The following is a 15,804-nucleotide window of genomic DNA, read 5'->3' as shown; positions in this document are numbered from 1 at the left end:
GGCTCGAGCACCCTGGAACAAGGAGCCCCTTCATGACAGACAAGGCAGCACCGCGCACCGTCCTGGTGATCGGCGGCGGCGCGAGCGGCAACGCGGTGACGATCCTGCTGCGCCGCGCCGGCATCCCGGTCGACCTCGTCGAGGCCAAGGACGACTGGAACGCCACCGCCGGATCCGGCATCACGCTCCAGGGCAACGCGCTGCGCGTCCTGCGCGAACTCGGCGTGTGGGACCGGGTGCGGGAGTCCGGCTTCGGCTTCGACTCCGTCGGCATCACCGCACCCGACGGCACCGTCCTGCACGTCGCGGAGGACGTCCGCGCGGGCGGCGACGACCTGCCCGCGACCGTCGGCATGCAGCGCCCGCAGCTCCAGCGGATCCTCATCGACGCGGTCCGCGCCAGCGGCGCCGACGTCCGGCTCGGCGTCCGCCCGGAGTCCATCGACCAGAGCGACCGGGCCGACGACGGTGTCACCGTCCGCTTCAGCGACGGCACCGAAAGCCGCTACGACCTGGTGATCGGCGCCGACGGCCTCGGCTCCGCGACCCGCGCCGCGATCGGCGTCACCGAGCGCCCCGAGCCGACCGGCATGGCCATCTGGCGCGTCGCCACCCCGCGGCCCACGGGCCTGGAGCGCACCGACCTCGCGTACGGCGGCCCCGCCTACATCGCCGGCTACTGCCCGACCAGCGAGAACACGATCTACGCCTACGTCGTCGAGGCCAACCGCGACCGCGCGGCCATCCCCCCGGAGTCGTACGCGGACGAGATGACCCGCCTCGCCAAGCACTACGGCGGCCACTGGCCCGAGATCACCGCGCACATCACCGACCCGGCACAGGTCAACTACACCTGGTTCGACCGGATGCTGGTCGAGGGGGCCTGGCATCGCGGCCGGGTCGTCCTCGTCGGCGACGCCGTGCACTGCTGCCCGCCCACCCTCGCGCAGGGCGCCGCGCTGTCCCTGGAGGACGCCCTCGTCCTCGCCGAACTCCTCACCACCCACGACACCTGGGACGACGCGCTCTTCCAGACGTACTACGAGCGCCGGATCGCCCGCGTACGCCCCGTCGTCGAGGCATCCGTGCAGCTCGGCCAGTGGCAGCTCGACGGGGTGCGCGACGCGGACGTGCCGGGCCTGATGGGCCGCACCATGACGATGCTCAAGGAGCTGCCGTGACCGCGACACACCCTCCGGCGCAGGCACGGACGCAGGCGCCGACCGTGGACGTGCACGCCCACGTCCTGCTGCCGCAGATCGAGGAACTGGTGGCCGGTTTGCCCGGCCACGCCGAGGCGAAGGAACTCGACGCACGGCGCAACGGGCCCGCCGCCCTCGCCGCCAACGGCCCAATGATCGGCGAGCGCATCCCGCGCCTCACCGACCCGGCCGTCCGGCTCGCCGCGATGGACGCCCAGGGCGTCGACATCCAGCTCGTCAGCCCCTCTCCCTCGCACTACCACTACTGGACCGACGAGGAGACCGCAGAGAAGATCTACCGCCTCGCCAACGAGGCGACCGCCGCACACTGTGCGAGCGCGCCCGACCGGCTGCGCGGCCTCGGACTCGTACCGCTCCAGCACCCCGAACTCGCCGTGCGCGCCCTCGAACACGCCCTGGACCAAGGTCTGTTGGGCGTCGAGATCTCCAGTCACGCCCCCGGGCGCGAGCTGTCCGACCCGGCGTACGAGCCGCTGTGGGCGCGGGCCGAGGAGACGGGCGCCGTACTGTTCCTGCACCCCTTCGGCTGCACCCTCGACGAGCGCCTCGACCAGTGGTACCTGTCCAATACCGTCGGCCAGCCCACCGAGAACGCCGTCGCCCTCTCCCACCTCATCTTCTCCGGCGTCCTCGACCGGCACCCCGACCTGAAGATGATCGCCGCGCACGGCGGCGGCTACCTGCCCACGCACATCGGCCGCTCCGACCACGCCTGGTCCGCCCGCCCCGACGCGGCGGCCGGCTGCGCCCACCCGCCGAGCAGCTACCTGGGCCGCCTGTACTTCGACTCCCTCGTCCACGACCCGTACGTACTGCGGGAGTTGGTGCGGGCGGCCGGGGCCGACCGGGTCCTGCTCGGCTCCGACTACCCCTTCGACATGGGCACCGAGGACCCGGTCGGCGCCCTGCGCGCCGCCCGGCTGCCCGAGGCCGACACCGACGCCGTGCGCGGCGCCAACGCGACCGCCCTCCTCCGCCTCCGGAAGGACTGACACCCCATGAGCCAGCGCCTGCTCACCCACCTGCGGCACGTCGACCTCGCCGTGCCGGACTACGACAAGCAGCTCGACTTCTACTCCGGTGTCTGGGGCCTGACGAAGGTCGGCGAGGACTCCGGCCTCTCGTTCCTGGCCGCCGAGGGCTCACCGGAGCAGTACGTCGTCCGGCTGCGCAAGGCCGAGGAGAAGCGCCTCGACCTCGTGTCCTACGGCGCCGCGAACCCGGCCGACGTCGACACCCTCGCCGAGCAACTCCTCACGGGTGGCGTGCAGTTGATCTCGCAGCCCGGCAAGGTCGACACACCCGGAGGCGGCTACGGCTTCCGCTTCTTCGACGTCGACGGCCGCACCATCGAGGTCTCCGCAGACGTCGAGGTCCGCCGACACCGCAAGATCGAGGAGAAGGAGGCCATCCCGGTCAAGCTCTCCCACGTCGTCCTCAACTCCCCGGACCTCAACAAGACCCGCGAGTGGTACGAGCGCCACCTCGGCTTCGCCCTCTCCGACACACTGTCCTCGCCGCACATGGGCGAGGTCATGCACTTCATGCGGATCTCCAACCAGCACCACTCGATGGCGATCGCCCAGGGCCCGCACACCGCGCTGCACCACGTGTCCTTCGAGATGCGCGGCCTCGACGAGTACATGCGCGGCTCGGGCCGCGTGATGCGCGCGGGCTTCCAGAAGATCTGGGGTCCCGGCCGACACCTCGCCGGGGACAACACCTTCACGTACTTCCTCGACCCGCACGGCAACACCGTCGAGTACACGACGGAGTTGGAGAACCTCGACGAGGACACCTGGCACCCGCACGTCTACGACTTCTCGAAGCCCGAGGTCACCGACCAGTGGGGCACCGCCAACGCGATGAACGAACTCGTCGCCAAGGAGTCCTTCAACGACCCCGACCGCGGCGTCTTCGTCGCCCCGCCGGTCTGATCCGCCCCCTCCGATCCCGGGGGCGCGGCACAGGTGTCCACGCCCTGGCCCACCGCGCCGCGCCCCCGGTCCCGTACGGCTCCCGTATCAACGACGATCGAAGGAACCGCCCCGATGACCTCGCGCACGACCCGCATGTCCCGCCGCGGCCTGCTGGCCGGCGGCGCCGCCGCGACCGCCCTCGCCGTCTCCCCGCCGTCCGCGTCGGCGAGCCCTTCCGACAAGGAGGCGGCAACCGGTGCGCGGCCGACGAGCGGCACCGTGGTCGACCTGCTGGGGACGGCCGGAGGCCCGCCGCCCTACGGCGGCCGGATGGGCGTCGCGTCGGCCGTGACCGTCGACGGTGACACGTACCTCGTGGACTGCGGGCGCGGCGCGGTGACGCAGTACCTCAAGGCCGGGCTCGCCATGCCCTCGCTCAAGGGCATCTTCCTGACCCACCTGCACGCCGACCACACCGTCGACTACTTCGACTTCCCACTGCTGTGCGCCGGTGTCATGCCGCCGCAGCCCGGGTTCGGCGGAACGGTGCGGGTGTGGGGCCCCGGACCGAGCGACACCCTCACCTCCGGCACCGTCGCGCCGCAGGACCCCGCCCCCGGCATCATCGAGACCACGCGCCGCGCCAACGAGACCTTCGCCGCCTCCACCAACGCCTTCATCGCCGAGGGCTTCGGCATCGACCCCGTGTCCATGCTCGACGTCAACGAGCTCTCGGTGGGCGCCGGTTCGGTCGGGACCGTCCTCGACACACCGGCACTGAAGGTGACGGCGACCCGGGTCCAGCACGGCAACATGTCGCCCGCCTACGCCTACCGCTTCGACACCGCGCACGGCTCCGTCGTCTTCTCCGGGGACACCCGGCGCAGCGACGACCTCATCGCGCTGGCGCGGGACTGCGACCTCCTCGTGCACGAGGCCATGGACGCCTCATGGTTCGAGGAACAGCACCTGCCGGCCGCCCTCATCAAGCACATGCACGAGGTCCACACCGATGTCACGGAGATCGGCGAGGTGGCCCGCGCGGCACGGGCCCGCCACGTCGTCATCAACCACCTCTCACCGGCCGACCCCACGCAGCGCCCGGACGAGGAGTGGGCGGCCGCCGCCCGCGCCTCCGCCCGGTCGGCCGGCTACCGGGGCCGCGTCACCGTCGGCCGCGACCTCATGCGCATCCCCCTGAACTGACCACTCCCCGCACCCAGGAGCCACCCCATGCGCTTCGCCGCATACGTACATCAGGACCGCCACCGGCTGGGCGTCGTGGCCGCCGACGGCACGCTCTTCCCGCTGCCGGACACCACCTCGCTCACCGCCCTGATCACCGAGGCCGACGGACTGCCCGGTCTGCTCGCCGTCGGCCAGGAGGCGCTCGAAGGACCGCGCGGCCCGCACGTCTCCGACGTACGCCTGCTGCCGCCCCTCCAGCCCACCTCCGTACGGGACTTCGTGACCTTCGAGGAACACGTCGAGGGCGTACGGCGCTCGGTGGACGGCGTCGCCGGTGTGCCCGAGCAGTGGTACGCGGCGCCGACCTTCTACTTCACCAACCCCCATGCCATCTACGCCCACCAGGACGACATCCCGATGCCGCCGGGTTCGACCGTCCTGGACTACGAACTAGAGGTCGGCGCGGTGATCGGGCGCGAGGGCCGCGACCTCACACCCGAGCAGGCCCGAGAGCACATCATCGGCTACACCGTCTTCAACGACTGGTCGGCCCGCGACCTCCAGTCCGCCGAGATGAAGGTCGGGCTCGGCCCGTGCAAGGGCAAGGACACCGCCACCACCCTCGGCCCGTACCTCGTGACCGCCGACGAGCTGGAGCCGCACAGGGGCGCCGACGGTTTCCTGCGCCTCGCCCTCACCGCCGACATCAACGGCGAGACGATCGGCAAGGACCTGCTGTCCAACATGAGTTGGACCTTCGAGGAGATGGTCGCCTACGCGTCCCGCGGCACCCGCGTCGTGCCGGGCGACGTGCTCGGCTCGGGCACCTGCGGCAACGGCGGCTGCCTCGGCGAACTGTGGGGCCTGCGCGGCGAGCAGACCCCGCCGCCGCTGAAGCCCGGCGACACCGTCACCCTGACCGTCGAGGGCGTCGGCACACTCACCAACACCGTGGTCCCCGGCGCCGCCCCGATCCCGCTCCCCGCCGGCCGCCGCCGCGGACGGGAGCGCCCATGAGCCACTCCCGGACCGACCGCCTGCGCGGCAAGGTCGTCGTCATCACGGGCGCGGCCCGCGGCCAGGGCGCGGCGCAGGCCGAAGCGCTGGCCCGCGAGGGCGCCCACGTCATCGCCACCGACGTGACCGAGGCCCCCGGCATCCGCCGCCTCGACGTAACGAGCGAGAGTGCCTGGTCCGAACTCACCACGGAACTAAGGGAGTTGCACGGCAACGTCGTCCACGGCCTGGTGAACAACGCCGGCATCACCTGGCGGGCCCGTGTCGGCGACGCCCGCCCCGATGACATGGCCCGCGTACACGCCGTGAACGTCACCGGCCCACTCCTCGGCATCCAGCACCTGGCGCCGCTCATGCCGCCGGGTTCGTCCATCGTCAACGTCGGCTCCTCGGCCGCGCTGACCGCGCACTATCCGGTCGCGTACACGACGAGCAAATGGGCACTGCGCGGCCTGTCGAAGACGGCGGCCGTGGAGTACGGGCCGCACGGCATCCGCGTCAACACGATCCACCCCGGCTACATCGAGACGGAGATGACGGCGTCCGCGGCCCCGGCGTTCCGCGACGCGAACATCCGCGAGACACCACTCGGCCGCACCGGCACCGTCGACGAGGTCGCCCCACTCGTCGCGTTCCTGCTCTCGGACGAGGCGTCCTTCATCACGGGCGCCGAGATCCCGGTCGACGGCGGGATGACCGCACACGGCGGCGTGAAGTCCATCTCGGACGCGGTGCGCCCGCGCCCTGCTCACATACAGGTGCAAGAGGGAGCAGTAGACTCCTATAAGGGCCAATAAGGACTAGTAGGGGCCACCTTCACGGAGGGCACATAAGAATGGCCGGTCGCGAGCGTACGAAGCGTCCCCTTGAGCGCTCGCTCTTGGTGCTCGACTCGTACGCGCGCGACAGCCTCCGCAAGGGCAGTCACCTGTATCGAGGCGTCCTCGGTCAGCATGAGGTGAATGAACGCCGGATCGCCCAATACGCATCTCCTGGTGGCCGGGCCGCTGAGCGCGGCCTCAGGCTTCAGGACCGCGGGAAAACCGCATGGGACGCGGAGGCGAGCCGTGAGGGCTGGGAACAGCTGGTCGGACGGCTCGATGCGGGCGAATCCCAGGGTGTCGTGATCTTCGACTTGGGGCGCTTCGTCCAGCAGACGGACGAGGCCATCCGCATCGCCAAGTTCGCCGAAAAGGGCGTCGTCATCCTTGATTCCGACGGCGAGTACGACCTCGATACGCGATCCGGTCTGAAGGCCTTCTGCGATGCGGTGTCCGCTGCCCAGTACTACAGCCATCGGCTTTCCACGCGCACCCGACGCGGGCTGAACCAGCGCATCGCGATGGGGGTCGCCAAGCCGGGTCGCTTCCGCGCGTTCGGGTTCGAAGCGGACGCGAATACGGTCAGGGAGCCCGAAGCCGCGGTGATTCGCGAACTCATGGCAGCGGCGCTCGACGGGGAGAAGATCACCGACCTCGCGGCCGGCCTGAACGCTCGGGAGATCCGGACCACGGCGGGCGGACAGTGGACACCGCAAACGGTCCGTCATCTGCTCAAGAATCCGCGCATCGCCGGGCACATCACGGCCAAGGGCGAAATCGTCGGAGAGTTTCCCGTGGAGGACGCGGAGGGGAGGCCGACCGGTCATCCCATCGTCGCCTCGGGCGATTGGCGAAGTTTCCGCGACATGGTGGAGTCCCGACGAGGCGCCCCGCCCCGCACGTATCTCCTCACCGGCACACGCAGGATCGTCTGTGGCAACTGTGGAAGCATTCTTCGTGGCAAGCCGGCGCAGAACGGTCGCTGCTACGAGGACGGCGAAGAGGCGCGCAAGTACGAGTGCGCAGGGGGCACCGGCACGCTCGGTCGCGGCTGCGGGAAGACGCTGGGCGACCAGCGCGAACTCGACCGTTTCGTCTCGGCCCTGGTGGTCCGCCGGCTCTCCGATCCCCAACTTGTCGACCAGCTCAGGAAGCGGGCCGTCAAGGTGGCCAGAGGGCGGGACCCGCACGAGAAGGAGCTGGACCGCTTGGCCGGTCTCGTCGATCACTGGGACGAGCAGCTCAATGCCGGGAAGATCACCATCGAACGGCACAACAAGCTGGTCTCCGACGTAATGGCCAGAAGCCGGAAAGAAGCGGCCGCGCTTGCCGCTCTCGGGCCGGTTCCGGATGTCCCGTCCGCAGAAGTGATTGATGACGCCCGGGCGAAATGGGACTCCGCGGGCTACCAGGAACGGCGAACGCTTATGGAAAAGGCTTTCCAGGGCCATTACGTGGCCATCGATCCGGGGCCCCTCGCCGATCTCGATTTCCGTGGGCGAGTGCACCTCTTGGAGGACGACCGATCGTCCTAGGGCCTGTCGTTCGGGAAGGTCTTAGCTCGCCTCGGCTTGAGAGGTGGCCGCATGCGCCGCTCGGCGATTTTCGATCTCTTCGTATATGTCCCGCACCGTCGACACGGAGTCGGGGGACATCGGCCTGAGGTCGGCGCAAATACGGGAAGCCCAGAGGGCGAGCTCTGCGTCGGGTATAGGCCCGCTGCTGATGCCGTTCACGGAGACCGCCACCTTGTCCTTCGGACGGTTCGCCGGGGGCTTGCTGTCCGGTTTAGTGTGATACCGAAAACGTTACGCCGTTAGAGTGCTTGTTCAAGGTAACAGCGAAGACTTTACAGTCTCTTTATGTTAAGTCTGGGGCTGAAATTTTTGGGCTCACCGGGCAACGCCCAAGTGGCCCAGGCGGGTTGGGGTCACGAGGAGTGCTTCCGCCGTCCCAGCCGGCGCCGTGAAGGGCCGTCCTGGGGGTGGCCGGCGGCTTCCAGCAGTTCCTGGAGCTTCTCGGCGGCCTCCATCGCCTTGCTGGCGACGGTGTCGGAGGCCACGACGTCCGTGGGGGACCGGTTCACCGTACGCAGGGCCGTGGCGGCGGTCTCGGCCACGGACCCGCCGAGCCCGTCGAGGATCGCCCTGATGACTTCCGCGGCCATCGTGCCGTTCCGGTACAGCAGAACCCGCTCGTCGCCGCGTACGGGCAGCTTCGGGGGCAGGAAGCCGATGCCGAAGCTCTTGAGGCGATCCGCGATGGACTCGACGACGGCGGGCCCGAGGCGCTGGGCGCCCTCCAGGCGGCGGAGCGTTTCCATGTTGGTCTGATAGACACCGGCTTCGGCGTCAACGGCGCGTACGAGGTCCGGCCACATCTCCGGGGTCTGGGGAGGCATTGGAACCACATCCAAACGGGGCTGAGGGCTCAACCCCAGTGCGACGAATCTTAGCCGTGTCAAGCGAAACAAGAGGCATAAGAACCGCTGTGGAACATTTTCTCGCGCGGGCACCGAAAAGGCGCCTCGCAGATGCGAAGCGCCTCGTGACGGGGGAGTCGGTGAGAGGTTACCCGCCGATACCGATGACCGGTTCGAGCAGCGGGCGGAGCCAGAGCGACCAGACCACCAGAAAGACCACGACCGCGATGATCGTTGCCCACTGCCGACGCTGGATGCGTTGGAAGTGCTCAACGATGGTCGGCACTTCCTGCTGCCCCTTCAGCAAGGAGACCACCGTGCGCGTCAGTTCGGCGTTGTACTGCTCGGGTGTGACGTTCCTGGAAACGGCGAGCGAGACGGCCTCCATCACCTCGTCCGCGATCTCTTTCGCTTCGCCGGCCGGCATCCCATGCTCCACGGCGATGCGCTCGACGTCAGCCCTGAGACTGTCCATGTCGATTCACTCCTGAAACGGCTATGGACAAAGGATAGATCTCCGCACGTCAGGACGCTCATCCATCAACTGTCGAGCGCTCGACCGTCGAAGGAGTGCGGCAGGGGCCCCGGGGTTGTCACGTCGTTCTGCCGCGGTAGTGGCAGTGGCCCGAGGCCCGTTCGTGCACCGCGCGGGAGGGGGGTGCGGTTATTGCTGCTTCCTGGGGATGACGCGGAGGATCGCCGCTCCCACCGCGATCACCGCGAATGAAGCGAGAACGATCCAGAGGACCGACGCTCCAGTGGAAGCCAGGACGCCCCCGGTTGCTGCCCCGCCGATGGCGGGGGTTCCGTTGTTGTACATTGCAATTCACCAGACTTTCGCTCGGTTGGTCAGTACTCGGAAATAGGCTGCGATGTGACACGTTTGCAGAAAGAAGTCGAGTACCAGTTCATACATGGACGCGGAAAGCAGCATCTGCCTCCATCCCCGGTCCCTCACCGAAATGGCCCGTTCGGCAATGAAGACGCCGCTGGCGGCGGCCCACATTGGGTGAACGTGGAAGCCGCCGAGGGACAGGGAAGCGGCAATAGTCGCCAGATAGAGAAGCGTCACCACTATGCCCAGCATGGTGAAGAGTTGCCGGCCCCAGTAGCGGGCGGTGACCCGGGTGATTCCGTACTGGATGCAGTTCTGTACGGCGCCTGCTTTCCAGCGTCGACGTTGCTCCCACAGTGTTTGCCAGGTCGGCATGACTTCCGTGGTGAGCGTGCAGCCGCGCGGAGCAAGAATCTTGAACCCCAAGTGCATGATGGCAAAGCTGAGTTCGTTGTCCTCGGTCATGACTCGCGTGTCATAGACACCTCCTTCTCCGTCCCCGCTGGGCAGAGTGCCGTTGCGGCGCCCCGCCGTGATGCGGTTGAGGACCCTCACAGGGAACATCGCCGCCGTACCGGTGAGGACGAGGCAGCGCCCCCTGCGGCGACGGACGTCGCGCGCGTATCGGGCGTATTCGTTGCGTTGCAGATGCCCGACGAATCCCGCGCCCTGGTCGCCGCGGAAGACGCCTCCGACGCCCCCGTAGCGGGAATCGGCGAGAACGCCCAGTGCCGTTTCGATGAATGTGGGGTCCAACACGCTGTCCGCGTCGGTGACCAGGATCCGTGCGTCAGGATCTGGCATGGGGAGCTGCCGCAGAAACTGGTTGAGAGCGCCTGCTTTTTTCGCGGTGTTGCCCGTGGTCTCGAACACGCCGGCGCCGTGCCCGCGGGAAATCGCGGCCGTTGAGTCGGTGCAGTTGTCTGCCACGACGACGATGCGGTCGGGAGGCACGGATTGGGTCGCGAGGCCCCGGATGGCATTCGCTATGCAGGGCGCCTCGTTGTGAGCTGGAATGACCGCAACGACTTCGGACATGAGCGCTCACCCTTTCGGTTCTCGTTGTGTCATTGCCCTGCTGGTACGAAAGAGTTTCTGTAGTGGGTCTTGATTCTGTATTGGACAGGCCAGGGGAGGACGCTTGGCCGTGCGGCCGGACGTGTGACCCTGTTGCGGTTAGGGTGACCGCTCGCCGCGGTGCTCCGTACGGCGAGTGCTGTGATCCGGATGGGACTCCGACGTTCCCGTTTCTGGCCTGTCCACTGCCGCCTGATCTTTCAAGGTGCCCGGCTTCCAGGCAGTCGTGGGCTCTGGTTTCTCCCATGCGATCTGCGCTTTGTGTCACCGAGGCGCCCCGCACTGGGTTCCGGAGTGATCACCGATTGATGCCCGTGCGCCTGCGGATTTTAGGGGCGAGAACCGGATCGGGTGTCCGATACTGGTTCAAGTCGCTCGCCTTGATTCCATTAAGGAGCCATTCGAGTGGCAAGTCAATGCAAAACCGGACAAACCGGCCTTGATCTTTCTACGTGGTGGTAAGTCGGCCTGATCGGTGGCGCGTTGGGTCGCATGGCGAAGCGGCGGGGCTGCCGGGTCAGGATTGGCGGGTCGGCCAGTCGAGCAGGCGCGCACCGATCACCGCGGTCTGCAGGGTGTAGCGGTGGACGGGGTCCGCCGGGTCGATGCCGGTGAGTTGGCGGATGCGGGCGAGGCGATAGGTGAAGGCGCGGGGGCTCAGGGCCAGTTGGCGGGCCGCTTGGGCGGATACGCAGCCGGAGTCGAAGTAGGTGGTGAGGGTGTCGACGAGTGGCTGGGCGCCGCCGCGGGCTCGTTGCAGCGGGCCGAGGGTGTGCTGGACGAGGTCGGCCATCGCCTGGCGGTCGCGGGTGAGGACGGGGTAGACGAGGAGGTCCGCGGAGCGCAGGACGGGGGCGTCGAGTTCGAGGCGGGTGGCCAGGTCGAGCGCGCTGAGGGCTTCCTCGTAGGACTGGACGACGCCGCCCGGGCCCGATCGCGGACGGCCGATGGCGACCTGTCCGCCGTCGGTGGCTGCATGGGCCCGTTTGGCGAAATAGGAGAGGACTTCGTCCTGGTCGCCGGGGGCGATGCAGACCAGTCGGCGGTCCTTGGTGGTGACCAGGGTGTTGCGGTCGCCGAAGCGGGCGATCACGGCGCGTTCGACCTCGCGGGAGACGGCGTCGCCCTCGTCGTAGGCGTCGAGGCCGCGGGCGACCGCGACGGCGTGTTCATGGGACAGGCGCAGGCCGAAACGTTCGGCGCGTTCGGCGAGCCTCCCCAGGTCGCTGCGTCCGTAGAGGAGGTCGTCGATGAACTCGCGGCGCGCCGCCTCCTCTTGGCGCATGGTGTGCCGCTGCGCGCGCTCGTAGCCCTCGGTGAACGCGTCGATCGCCTGGGCGGCGGCGGTGATGACGGAATCGAGTGCGACCCGGGTGCCAAGGGTGTCGGTGTGCGTCCGTGCGAGGTGGGCGGCGACCAGGGCGCGCAGCCCCAGGCCCGCTTCCGCGGCGCGCTCGCCGCATGCGCGGCGCGCGTCGAGTTCGTCGCGGTTCAGGCGGCGGCCGGTGGCCGCGGCATCCGCCACGACCTGGACGTACCCGTCCAAGTATTCCTCGGGAACGTCCTGTCGCGACGCCATGCCCACCCCCACCGTGGTGCCGTGTCCTTGTCGCATTCTTAGCGGATGTGGCGAGGGCGCGGGCCACGGGGGTGTGCAACGGGCCTTTGGGCTCCGGCGGCCTGGTGGGTCGATTGCTACCTGCCGACGGCGTACGGGTGTGCGCTGGGCCGGCGCGCGTCCGGGAGGGACTCGTCGGGGCGGCGGGTGAGGTGGTCGATGAGGGCGGTGGCGGCCGGGTTGCGGGGGCCGGGGCCGCGTCCGGTGAGCATGATGGTGCGGCCCGGTTCCGGCTGGCGGATACGGACACAGGGCAGTCCCGCGTCCTCGCCGATGCGCCGGGGCACGAACGCGACCCCGATGCCGGCCCGGACCAGCGCCACGAGCATGCCGATCTGGGTGACGTCGCACGTGATGCGGCGTTCGAGTCCGCAGTGTGCGGCCAGTCTGCGTACCGCTGTCTCCAGGCCGGTGCCCGCGCGGAAGTCGATGAAGGACTCCTGGGCGAGATCCCGGATCAGGGTGCGGCCCGCGTGCGCCAGGGGGTGTCCGGGGGCCGTGATGAGCACCAGCTCCTCGTGCCAGGAGGCGAACTCCACCAAGCCGTCGGGGAGTTCGGCCCCATCCGGGGCGAGGTAGGCGAGGTCCAGCTCGCCTGCGCGCAGTGCCCCGTACAGCTCGTCGACCGGCGCGTCCCGTACGGAGACCTGGATGCCGGGCAGTCGCCGGTGGAACAGCGCGAGTTCTGTGGGCAGGTCCACGCAGGTGAGGGTCTGGATCGTCCCGATGGACACGCGCCCGGTGGTCAGGCCCGCGACCGCCGCGACCGCGTCACGGGCGGCGTCGGCCCCCGCGAGCAGCGACCTGGCCTGCGGCACCAGGGCCCGGCCGGCCTCGGTGAGCACCACCCGGCGGCCGGTGCGGTCGAACAGGTCGGTGCCCAGTTCGCGCTCCAGATTGCGGATCGACGTACTGAGCGCGGACTGCACGATGAGTTCGGACCGGGCGGCCGCCGTGAACGTGCCCTCGGTGACGACCGCCACGAAGTGGCGGAGCTGACGCATCTCCATCCATCTACCCTATCGATGACAGGTAGCGACACGATCTGTTGGACCGACCGGGCAGGCGCGCCGGATCCTGCTGGCATGCATCACGTACCCGCACTTTGGTCCGCCGCCTACTCCCCTCGCCGATCCGCCCCTGTCCGGACCGTCGCCCGCCAACTGCTCCGCCTGCGCTGCCTGTTGCGCGCCCTCGCCCTGGCGGACCACACGCCGTCCGGGGGGTACTAGGGCCACGTCCGGCCGGCGGTCTTGTTGGTGGCGGCCTGGTTCGGGCCGAAGGGATTCGCCTCGGTCGTCCGCGGGCTTCTCGTGCGGCAGGCCGGGATCCCGCAGGGCGAGGGGAACGCGGCATCAACGGGGCATCAAGATTGCCGGTGTTCGGCAATGCGCGCGGCGTCACAGCCGCGCCACTATGGGCTCGGCGGAAACGGGGGTCGGGTCCCGATGCCGACCTCCTGCAAGGAGGGCCTGGTCCCACGCGCGTCGCGGCTCAAGTCGCTTGTCCCGCCGCGTCGGGTTCGCTCGCGGTCGACGTTCCGCCCACTCGCTTCTGGGTGTCAAGCACCCCTGGACGCAAAGGACTTCATCATGGATGCCACCGTCGTGGGCATCGGCGTGTCCGTCGTCGCCCTCGTGCTCGTCGCGACAGCGCTGCTGCTCGTCTTCACCCGGTTGTTCCGCAAGGTCGAACAGGGCAAGGCACTCATCGTCTCGAAGATGCGCAAGGTCGACGTGACCTTCACCGGGCAGGTCGTGCTGCCGGTGCTGCACAAGGCCGAGGTGATGGACATCTCGGTGAAGACCATCGACATCACGCGGACCGGGCGGGACGGTCTGATCTGCCAGGACAACATCCGCGCGGACATCCGCATCTCGTTCTTCGTGAAGGTCAACAAGACCGTCGACGACGTCATCAAGGTCGCGCAGGCCGTCGGCACACAGCGGGCCAGCGACAGGGAGACCTTGCAGGAGCTCTTCCACGCGAAGTTCTCCGAGGCGCTCAAGACGGTCGGCAAGCAGCTGGACTTCACCGACCTCTACACCAAGCGCGAGGAGCTGCGGTTCCGGATCATCGAGGTGATCGGTGTCGACCTGAACGGCTACCACCTCGAGGACGCGGCGATCGACTACCTGGAGCAGACGCCGCTGTCCCAGCTCGACCCGAGCAACGTCCTGGACGCCCAGGGCATCCGCAAGATCACCGAGCTGACGACGGTCGAGCACGTACGCACCAACGAGTTCCAGCGCACCGAGGAGAAGGAGATCACGCGGCAGAACGTGGACGCGCGCGAGACCATCCTGGAGCTGGAGCGCCGGCAGGCCGACGCCGAGATCAAGCAGAAGCGCGAGATCGACACCGTACGGGCCCGGGAGGAGGCCGAGACGGCGCGGGTGATGGAGGAGGAGCGGCTGCGCTCGCAGGGCGCGTTCCTCGCCACCGAGGAGAAGCTCGGCGTGCAGCGGGAGAACCAGGCCCGCGAGGTCGCCGTCGCGCAGAAGAACCGTGAGCGGGTCATCGCCGTCGAGAACGAGCGCATCGAGAAGGACCGCCTCCTTGAGGTCATCGCCCGGGAGCGCGAGACGCAGCTGACGAAGATCTCCGCGGACAAGGAGGTCGAGGCCGAGAAGCGGGAGATCGCCGAGGTGGTGCGCGAGCGCGTCGCCGTGGACCGGACGGTCGCCGAGCAGGAGGAGTCCATCAAGAAGCTGCGCGCGGTCGAGGAGGCCGAGCGGGGCCGGCAGGCCGTCGTCATCGCGGCGGAGGCCGAGGCGCAGGAGCGGCTCGTCAAGGACATCAAGGCCGCGGAGGCGGCCGAGCAGGCCGCGACGCACCGCGCCGCCGAGCAACTGACCCTCGCCGAAGCCGAATTGAAGTCGGCGGACCTTCAGTCGCAGGCCAAGCTGAGGCTCGCGACCGGCGTCCAGGCCGAGGCCGCGGCCGCGGGACTCGCCGAGGTCCAGGTGCGCGACAAGGAGGCCGAGGTCACCGAGAAGGCCGGGCGCGCCGAGGCCGAGGCGACCGAGGCGCGGATGCGCGCCGAAGCGCAGGGCGCCCGTGAGCAGGCGCTCGCGGAGGTCACCGCCATCGAGGCGAAGCTGAAGGCGGAGGCCGAGGGCATCACGCGGAAGGCCGCGGCGATGGCGGCGCTCGACGAGGCGTCCCGTGGGCACGAGGAGTACCGGCTGCGGCTCCAGGCGGAGAAGGAGATCCGGCTCGCCGGGATCGACGTGCAGCGGCAGGTCGCCGAGGCGCAGGCCACGGTTCTCGCCACCGGCCTGGAGAACGCGAACATCAACATCGTCGGCGGCGAGTCGGTCTTCCTCGACCGGCTCATGGGCTCGATCGCCCTCGGCAAGAGCGTCGACGGCTTCGTCCAGAACTCCGACGTCGCCCAGCAGTTGGCGAAGCCGTGGCTGGACGGCACGGCCGACTTCGGTGACGACCTCGTGAGGATCCTCGGCTCGGTCTCCACGGCCGACGTCCAGAACCTCACGGTGTCCACGCTGCTGATGAAGCTCATGAAGAGCGGCGGCGTCGAGCAGTCGGGCCAGTTGCGTGAACTGCTCGACAAGGCGGGCCAGTTGGGTGTCGCGGACCTGCCGCTCACCCAGATGAACGGATCCGCACACCACTGACCGCCCCACACCGCTCGCAGGGCACGTCATCACCGGAAGGACG

Annotated in this window: 13 protein-coding genes; 8 read left to right on the top strand and 5 right to left on the bottom strand. The window is 69.1% G+C overall.

The window, feature by feature from the left end:
• The first annotated feature begins 32 nt into the window (after positions 1-32).
• From ACP4E5_RS07425 to ACP4E5_RS07395, 7 genes are all read left to right on the top strand, one after another.
• Positions 33-1,181, top strand: a complete 1,149-nt coding sequence (locus ACP4E5_RS07425; protein ID WP_425826128.1) for an FAD-dependent oxidoreductase — start codon at positions 33-35, stop codon at positions 1,179-1,181.
• Positions 1,178-2,215 (top strand): amidohydrolase family protein, encoded by a 1,038-nt coding sequence (locus ACP4E5_RS07420; RefSeq protein ID WP_425826126.1) that lies wholly within the window; start codon positions 1,178-1,180, stop codon positions 2,213-2,215. The genes ACP4E5_RS07425 and ACP4E5_RS07420 overlap by 4 nt, the downstream gene beginning before the upstream one ends.
• A gap of 6 nt (positions 2,216-2,221) precedes the next feature.
• Positions 2,222-3,160, top strand: a complete 939-nt coding sequence (locus tag ACP4E5_RS07415) for a VOC family protein (protein ID WP_425826124.1) — start codon at positions 2,222-2,224, stop codon at positions 3,158-3,160.
• A gap of 114 nt (positions 3,161-3,274) precedes the next feature.
• Positions 3,275-4,348: an MBL fold metallo-hydrolase gene (locus ACP4E5_RS07410; RefSeq protein ID WP_425826122.1), complete on the top strand. Its 1,074-nt coding sequence runs from the start codon at positions 3,275-3,277 to the stop codon at positions 4,346-4,348.
• Positions 4,349-4,375: 27 nt separating this feature from the next.
• Positions 4,376-5,347 (top strand): fumarylacetoacetate hydrolase family protein, encoded by a 972-nt coding sequence (locus tag ACP4E5_RS07405; RefSeq protein ID WP_425826120.1) that lies wholly within the window; start codon positions 4,376-4,378, stop codon positions 5,345-5,347.
• Positions 5,344-6,144, top strand: a complete 801-nt coding sequence (locus tag ACP4E5_RS07400; RefSeq protein WP_425826118.1) for an SDR family NAD(P)-dependent oxidoreductase — start codon at positions 5,344-5,346, stop codon at positions 6,142-6,144. Before ACP4E5_RS07405 ends, ACP4E5_RS07400 begins: the two co-directional genes overlap by 4 nt.
• Before the next feature lie 38 nt (positions 6,145-6,182).
• Positions 6,183-7,703 carry a recombinase family protein gene (locus tag ACP4E5_RS07395; protein WP_425826116.1) on the top strand — a complete coding sequence of 507 codons (1,521 nt, stop codon included), beginning with the start codon at positions 6,183-6,185 and terminating at the stop codon, positions 7,701-7,703.
• A 395-nt stretch (positions 7,704-8,098) separates the two neighbouring features.
• Here ACP4E5_RS07395 and ACP4E5_RS07390 read toward each other — a convergent pair whose 3' ends face one another.
• From ACP4E5_RS07390 to ACP4E5_RS07370, 5 genes are all read right to left on the bottom strand, one after another.
• Complete coding sequence (locus ACP4E5_RS07390) at positions 8,099-8,569, bottom strand: hypothetical protein (protein ID WP_425826114.1); 471 nt, start codon at positions 8,567-8,569, stop codon at positions 8,099-8,101.
• A 169-nt stretch (positions 8,570-8,738) separates the two neighbouring features.
• Positions 8,739-9,065, bottom strand: coding sequence for a hypothetical protein (locus tag ACP4E5_RS07385; RefSeq protein ID WP_425826112.1), 327 nt, complete (start codon positions 9,063-9,065; stop codon positions 8,739-8,741).
• 351 nt (positions 9,066-9,416) lie between these two features.
• Positions 9,417-10,463 carry a glycosyltransferase family 2 protein gene (locus tag ACP4E5_RS07380; RefSeq protein WP_425826110.1) on the bottom strand — a complete coding sequence of 349 codons (1,047 nt, stop codon included), beginning with the start codon at positions 10,461-10,463 and terminating at the stop codon, positions 9,417-9,419.
• 556 nt (positions 10,464-11,019) lie between these two features.
• Positions 11,020-12,081, bottom strand: coding sequence for a PucR family transcriptional regulator (locus ACP4E5_RS07375; RefSeq protein WP_425826108.1), 1,062 nt, complete (start codon positions 12,079-12,081; stop codon positions 11,020-11,022).
• A 116-nt stretch (positions 12,082-12,197) separates the two neighbouring features.
• A complete protein-coding gene (locus ACP4E5_RS07370; RefSeq protein ID WP_425826106.1) occupies positions 12,198-13,130 on the bottom strand; it encodes a LysR family transcriptional regulator in 933 nt (310 codons plus the stop codon).
• Between the two features lie 582 nt (positions 13,131-13,712).
• Here ACP4E5_RS07370 and ACP4E5_RS07365 point away from each other — a divergent pair.
• Positions 13,713-15,761 carry a flotillin family protein gene (locus tag ACP4E5_RS07365; protein WP_425826104.1) on the top strand — a complete coding sequence of 683 codons (2,049 nt, stop codon included), beginning with the start codon at positions 13,713-13,715 and terminating at the stop codon, positions 15,759-15,761.
• The last annotated feature ends 43 nt before the right edge of the window (positions 15,762-15,804 follow it).

It is taken from the genome of Streptomyces fractus (genome assembly GCF_049844455.1).
GTDB lineage: Bacteria > Actinomycetota > Actinomycetes > Streptomycetales > Streptomycetaceae > Streptomyces > Streptomyces fractus.
This window is presented reverse-complemented; position numbering and strand designations above follow the sequence as displayed.

Excerpts from the sequence above, each read along its gene's own strand:
- ACP4E5_RS07425 (WP_425826128.1), top strand. The coding sequence starts at position 33 with ATGACAGACAAGGCAGCACCGCGCACCGTCCTGGTGATCGGCGGCGGC.
- ACP4E5_RS07415 (WP_425826124.1), top strand. The coding sequence starts at position 2,222 with ATGAGCCAGCGCCTGCTCACCCACCTGCGGCACGTCGACCTCGCCGTG.
- ACP4E5_RS07410 (WP_425826122.1), top strand. The coding sequence starts at position 3,275 with ATGACCTCGCGCACGACCCGCATGTCCCGCCGCGGCCTGCTGGCCGGC.
- ACP4E5_RS07405 (WP_425826120.1), top strand. The coding sequence starts at position 4,376 with ATGCGCTTCGCCGCATACGTACATCAGGACCGCCACCGGCTGGGCGTC.
- ACP4E5_RS07400 (WP_425826118.1), top strand. The coding sequence starts at position 5,344 with ATGAGCCACTCCCGGACCGACCGCCTGCGCGGCAAGGTCGTCGTCATC.
- ACP4E5_RS07395 (WP_425826116.1), top strand. The coding sequence starts at position 6,183 with ATGGCCGGTCGCGAGCGTACGAAGCGTCCCCTTGAGCGCTCGCTCTTG.
- ACP4E5_RS07390 (WP_425826114.1), bottom strand. The coding sequence starts at position 8,569 with ATGCCTCCCCAGACCCCGGAGATGTGGCCGGACCTCGTACGCGCCGTT.
- ACP4E5_RS07385 (WP_425826112.1), bottom strand. The coding sequence starts at position 9,065 with ATGGACAGTCTCAGGGCTGACGTCGAGCGCATCGCCGTGGAGCATGGG.
- ACP4E5_RS07380 (WP_425826110.1), bottom strand. The coding sequence starts at position 10,463 with ATGTCCGAAGTCGTTGCGGTCATTCCAGCTCACAACGAGGCGCCCTGC.
- ACP4E5_RS07375 (WP_425826108.1), bottom strand. The coding sequence starts at position 12,081 with ATGGCGTCGCGACAGGACGTTCCCGAGGAATACTTGGACGGGTACGTC.
- ACP4E5_RS07370 (WP_425826106.1), bottom strand. The coding sequence starts at position 13,130 with ATGGAGATGCGTCAGCTCCGCCACTTCGTGGCGGTCGTCACCGAGGGC.
- ACP4E5_RS07365 (WP_425826104.1), top strand. The coding sequence starts at position 13,713 with ATGGATGCCACCGTCGTGGGCATCGGCGTGTCCGTCGTCGCCCTCGTG.